The organism is Corallococcus sp. AB049A (genome assembly GCF_003668885.1).
GTDB classification, from domain to species: Bacteria; Myxococcota; Myxococcia; order Myxococcales; family Myxococcaceae; genus Corallococcus; species Corallococcus interemptor.
On record NZ_RAWL01000861.1, the window covers coordinates 1 to 754 of the forward strand.

Below are 754 nucleotides of genomic sequence, written 5' to 3' on the forward strand. Positions count from 1 at the left end.
GGCTTGGAGCCCTCCGCGGGCGCGGGGATGAAGTGGAAGAAGAGGGTGGCGTCCGGCAGGTCCACCTTGCCGCGGGCGCTCTCCTGCAGGGGCAGGTCGAAGGTGTCGTCCGCGCGGCGGGTGGCCAGGCCCTGGGCCCGGAGCGCGTCGAAGTCCACGTCCGACGAGCCCAGGTTGACGCGGCCCTGCATGTGCTCGTCGATGATGAGGTGGAACTGCTGGCCGCGGTTCTCCAGCACCTTGAAGCGCGGCGGGCGCTCCTGGGACGCGGGCAGGACGATGGTGTTGCGGGCGTCATCGCCAATGGTGACGGAGTCGTGGAGCAGGTGGTGCTCTTCGACGATGCGCCCGTCCTGGATGACGCCGACGCGCAGCAGCTTGGGGCGGGTTTGAAGGGCCATGGAACTAGAAGGGGTCCTGCTGCACGCTCTGGACCACCTTGGGCACGAAGCTCTCCGTGCGGTTCAGGTCGTCGAAGCTCGGCTTGGAGCGGTCGAGGAAATAGAAGGCTTCCGGCTTCTGGATGCGCCCCTCGACCTTGATGGCCTCCAGGCGGATGACCTTGGCCGGCTTCTTCGTGGAGGTCGCGTCCGCCGCCTTCTTCGTGGACGCGGAGTCCTGCGCCCAGGACGGACGGGCGACGGCAAGCAGCAGCAGCAGGAGGGCGGGGCGCATGGGCGGAGGTCGTGGCTACCGGACGTCTTTGGACACCTTACCCGAGGCGCCCGGCCGCGTGGCAGGGGGCCCCGGGGGC

At 69.4% G+C, this 754-nt stretch carries 1 protein-coding gene and 1 pseudogene; both read right to left on the bottom strand.

The genetic code is table 11. The features are described from left to right. Positions 1–401 (bottom strand): annotated as a pseudogene (locus D7X55_RS39955) (hypothetical protein); the annotation flags it as partial. 4 nt (positions 402–405) lie between these two features. Then, the gene (locus tag D7X55_RS39960; protein ID WP_120551878.1) at positions 406–675 is read right to left on the bottom strand and encodes a hypothetical protein; all 270 of its coding nucleotides are present in this window, start codon (positions 673–675) and stop codon (positions 406–408) included. Positions 676–754 lie beyond the last annotated feature (79 nt).